General features: G+C 63.9%; 5 protein-coding genes. 3 read left to right on the forward strand and 2 right to left on the reverse strand.

The annotated features are described in order from the left end of the window. Positions 1-350 precede the first annotated feature (350 nt). A complete protein-coding gene (locus AC3WJU_RS22200) occupies positions 351-1,283 on the reverse strand; it encodes an RluA family pseudouridine synthase (protein WP_492260888.1) in 933 nt (310 codons plus the stop codon). An 89-nt stretch (positions 1,284-1,372) separates the two neighbouring features. Here AC3WJU_RS22200 and AC3WJU_RS22205 point away from each other — a divergent pair, with 89 nt between their 5' ends. Both AC3WJU_RS22205 and AC3WJU_RS22210 read left to right on the forward strand, forming a co-directional pair. Beyond that, entirely contained in the window at positions 1,373-2,011 is a 639-nt protein-coding gene (locus tag AC3WJU_RS22205; RefSeq protein ID WP_306963319.1) for an ArsR/SmtB family transcription factor, read from the forward strand. Further along, positions 2,004-2,696 (forward strand): SRPBCC family protein, encoded by a 693-nt coding sequence (locus AC3WJU_RS22210; RefSeq protein ID WP_492260886.1) that lies wholly within the window; start codon positions 2,004-2,006, stop codon positions 2,694-2,696. Before AC3WJU_RS22205 ends, AC3WJU_RS22210 begins: the two co-directional genes overlap by 8 nt. A gap of 28 nt (positions 2,697-2,724) precedes the next feature. Here the strand turns inward: AC3WJU_RS22210 and AC3WJU_RS22215 are convergent, their stop codons facing one another. Next, entirely contained in the window at positions 2,725-3,300 is a 576-nt protein-coding gene (locus AC3WJU_RS22215; RefSeq protein WP_059388567.1) for a TetR-like C-terminal domain-containing protein, read from the reverse strand. A gap of 92 nt (positions 3,301-3,392) precedes the next feature. Here AC3WJU_RS22215 and AC3WJU_RS22220 point away from each other — a divergent pair, with 92 nt between their 5' ends. Beyond that, on the forward strand, positions 3,393-3,881 hold the full coding sequence (locus AC3WJU_RS22220) for a DUF4188 domain-containing protein (protein WP_492260887.1): 489 nt from the start codon (positions 3,393-3,395) through the stop codon (positions 3,879-3,881). Positions 3,882-3,944 lie beyond the last annotated feature (63 nt).

The raw sequence follows: 3,944 nt of genomic DNA on the forward strand, positions 1-3,944 counted from the left end.
ATCGAATATGAAACAATCAACCGGACCGCGCTCACAGCGGCCTAAGACCCCGAGTCAACAAAAGCCGGGGCAGTCCCCCCGTCCCCGACGCTCGCTCGGGTATGTGGGTATTTGGCGGGACGCTCGCTCACATATGTGGGTGTTTGGCGGGACGCTCGCTCGGGTATGTGGGTGTTTGGCGGGACGCTCGCTCGGGTACGACCCCAAGCTGAACATGTTCCTCATTTTTGGTGAGCGAGCGTCCCGGGAAGGGCCGTCATATGTGAGCGATGGTTTGGGGGAAAGCCGTTATTGGTGAGCGAGCGTCCCGGGAAAGGGCGCCATATGTGAGCGATGGTTTGGGGGGAGGGTCAGGCGGGGTGGGCTTCGCCTAGCTCGAGACGGCTCCGGTATTCCACGGACTGTTTGCTGATGGGGTCGACAAAGCGGATGCCGCGAGCGAGCAATTGCAGCGGCTTGGAGTAGTCGTCCGGGGCCTTGTCCAGGAGTTCGGGATAGAACGCGTCGTTCACGATTCCCAGCCCGAGCGAAGCCATGTGCACGCGAAGCTGGTGGGTCTTGCCGGTGTGGGGCTCAAGCCGGTAGAGCGCCCGGCGGGCGGCGCCGCCGTCGAACGTTCTCAGCAGCTCAATGCGGGTTTCCGCGTTGGGTTCGCCGTCGATCACCTCGGCGAGAAGGTAGCTGCGGGATTTTGTCATGCGATTGCGCACGACGGCGGGGAATTCGACGGCGGGAAAGCCCGCGGCGGGTGCCACGGCGGAGATGCACTCGTACTCCTTTTGCACCTGCCGTTTTTCGAAGAGCACTTGGTACTTGCCGCGGGTCTCCGGATTGGTGGAGAGCAGCAACACCCCGGCAGTCATGCGGTCGAGCCGGTGCATCGGGATGAGGTCCGGCAGGTCCAGTTGGTTCCGGAGACGGACGAGTGCGGATTCCTGGATGTAGGTCCCGCCCGGAGTGGTGGGCAGGAAGTGGGGCTTGTCGACGACCAGAAGGTGCTCGTCCTGGTGCAGGATGTTGATCTCCACCGGCATACGAGTCTCCGGCGGGAGCGTGCGGTAGTACCAAATGAAGGTGTGTTCTTCGAGCGGGGTGCGGCGATCAAGGGGCGCGCCGCCCTCGCCGACGATTTCGCCGGCGTCGAACCTGTCCTCGATGCCCTGGGGGTCGATATGACCCCAGCGGTGCATCATGTAGTCCATCGCGGTGTCCCAGGGCCCCTCGTCCGGGAGGCGCAGGCGGGTGGCGTTGACGCCGTCGCGCACTGGAAGGGGGGATTGCATCACCGGTCCATTCTACCGGGGTTATGGCCAGGTCTCCGACGAGAAAAAAGTTCTTGACAATAAAAGTTGTCGGTAGGCAGAATGGAAGCATGTTGGACATCGAAGTGATCGAGGATCCCGCCGCGGCGGAAGCGTCGCTGGACCCGATCCGCACCCGCATTCTGCAGGAACTGGTCGAGCCGGGTTCCGCCACGCAGTTGGCGGTCAAGGTGGGCCTGCCCCGGCAGAAAGTCAACTACCATCTCAAGGCCCTCGAGCGGCATGGACTCGTCGAACTCGTGGAGGAGCGGAAGAAGGGCAACGTCACCGAACGCGTTTTGCGCGCGACGGCGGCGTCGTACCTGATCTCGCCGGTCGCACTTGCATCCGTGGCGCCGGATCCTCGGCGCTTCTCGGACCGCTTTTCCGCCTTCTGGCTCCTGGCCCTCGCGGCCCGGACGGTCCAGGAGATGGGCAAGCTGATAGCCGGCGCGGCCGCGGCCAAGAAGAAGCTTGCGAGCTTCGCGATCGACGGCGAAATCACCTTCCGGTCGGCGTCGGACCGTGCCGCATTTGCCGAGGAGCTCGCTGTCGCGGTGACCCGGCTCGTGGACAAGTACCACGACGGCGGTACCGGCGCTTCGACCGAAACAGTGAGCGGCGCACGCAAGCACCGGCTCGTCGTCGTACTTCATCCCGCACTCAAGACAACGCAGCACTCTCCAGAAAAGGAACAGGACAATGACTGACAACCGTGAATTCGAAATCGTGGCCGACACCGAACTGCCCGGCACTCCTGAACGGGTCTGGCAGGCTGTCACCCAGGACACCTCGGCCTGGATGTTTCCCACCGATCAGTGGCCGGCCGTGAAAACCGTGGACGAGTATCCCAGCCACCTTGTGACCCGGATGGACGGGCCGGACGGCTGGTTCAACCAGTTGGAGCACGTGCTCGAACCGCTCGACGGCGGCCGGGCCAAGCTGCACTACGTCCACAGCGGCATCTTCGCGGACAACTGGGAGGAACAGTACGACGGCGCCAGCAAGCACACCGAGTTCTACCTGCACACCCTGGGCCAGTACCTTCAGTACTTCGACGGCAAGCCCGTGGTCTTCACGGACGTCCAGGGCCCGGCGGCCTCGCAGACCCCCGACGGTTTCGTGCAACTGAAGAAGGCCCTCGGCGTGGACGGTGTTGCAGGGGGTTCCGCGGTTGAGGTGGACGTCGACGGCGTGGGGCGGCTGAGCGGAGAGCTCGACTTCTCCAACCAGCACTTCCTGGGCCTACGGACGGCGGACACGCTCTACCGGTTCTTTGGCCGGAACTCCTTCGGAGCACCCGTGGGCATGACGGTGCACGATTTCAGCGGCAGCGGCGATTCTGAACTGACCGCGAAGGCCTGGGGCGACTTCCTGGAGAAGGTGTACGCCTAACCCGCCCGCCAAGGGAAGCGAAGCTGGCTCAGGCTGCCCAGCCGCGTCCCACGGCATCCAACGCGGCGGCGTAGATCCCTTCCCAATCGGTTCCGGGCTCGTCCATGTTCGCAAGTTCCAGGCTCACCAGTCCGTGGACCTGTCCCCAGATGGACATGGCGATCGTCGCGGTTTCGGCATCACGAACGGTCCCCGCTTGCTGCGCGGCGGTCACCGCTTCCATCAGGGGAAGCATCGCTTCCGAGGCGACTGCCGGCGTCGGGCTGCAGTCCACATAGCTGGCAAGTGCGCCGCCAAACATGAGCCGGTACAAGGCTGGATGTTCAAGTGCCCAGGAACGGTAGGCGAGGCCCAAGCCTCGGAGCCCTCCGTTTTCGGCGAGCCGTTGCGAGTCGCCGAACGAGCGGAATCCGTCGTCGACGGCGGCCGTCAGCAACTGCGCCTTGCCGCCGAAGAGTGAGTAGACCGCCGTGGTTGAGGTCTGGGCGGCTGCGGCAACGTCGCGGAGCGTGACTCGCGCAGGGCCGTGCCGGTCAACGAGTTCGGCCGTTACCTGAAGAAGCCGCTGCCGGACGAGCTGGTCATGAACGATGGGTCTTGCCATGCCTCCAAGTGTTTCATAACATTGTTTCGTAACGACGTTATGAAACTCGACGAGCGGAACTTGAGCTACCGTTCCCAGACCGAAGGATTCGCATGGCACAGGAAATCTTCCCGGGGCGCTTCACGGCCGACACCGGGCGCGAATCGGTGACCGTATTCCTTATCGGAATGCGGGCCAACCGTTGGTGGAAGATCGGCAAAGTGGCGCGAGTGGCATCGTCAATGCCCACCATGCTCCGCCATCTCGCAACGCATCCCGAGTCCGGACTGCTCGGGTGCGAACAGTGGTTCGGGCGCACCACCATTCTGCTCAGCTATTGGGAGAGCCCCGAGCATCTCAGGCGCTTCGCGGCGGACAGGGACTCGCCGCACTTGGCGCCCTGGCGACGCTTCATGAAGGAAGTCGCGGGAAGCGGCGACATCGGCGTGTGGCACGAAACCTACCAGGTGCCGGCGTCGGGAATCGAGGTGGTCTACAACGGCATGCCGCAGTTTGGCCTGGCCAAAGCCACCTCGCATGTCCCTGTCGGTCCGGGCACCAACACCGCCAGGCAGCGCATGGGTGCCGGGCGACCCAACTGACTCGTTCTGAGGGCTCAAAATGACAACAAATGCGAGCCAGTTGGGCGGCGGAGGGGCAAGTGG

Source organism: Arthrobacter sp. FW306-1B-F12A (assembly GCF_058781865.1).

What these genes read in the sequence shown, in the direction of transcription:
- AC3WJU_RS22200 (WP_492260888.1), bottom strand. Translation starts at nt 1,283, where the DNA reads ATGCAATCCCCCCTTCCAGTGCGCGACGGCGTCAACGCCACCCGCCTG.
- AC3WJU_RS22215 (WP_059388567.1), bottom strand. Translation starts at nt 3,300, where the DNA reads ATGGCAAGACCCATCGTTCATGACCAGCTCGTCCGGCAGCGGCTTCTT.
- AC3WJU_RS22210 (WP_492260886.1), top strand. Translation starts at nt 2,004, where the DNA reads ATGACTGACAACCGTGAATTCGAAATCGTGGCCGACACCGAACTGCCC.
- AC3WJU_RS22205 (WP_306963319.1), top strand. Translation starts at nt 1,373, where the DNA reads ATGTTGGACATCGAAGTGATCGAGGATCCCGCCGCGGCGGAAGCGTCG.
- AC3WJU_RS22220 (WP_492260887.1), top strand. Translation starts at nt 3,393, where the DNA reads ATGGCACAGGAAATCTTCCCGGGGCGCTTCACGGCCGACACCGGGCGC.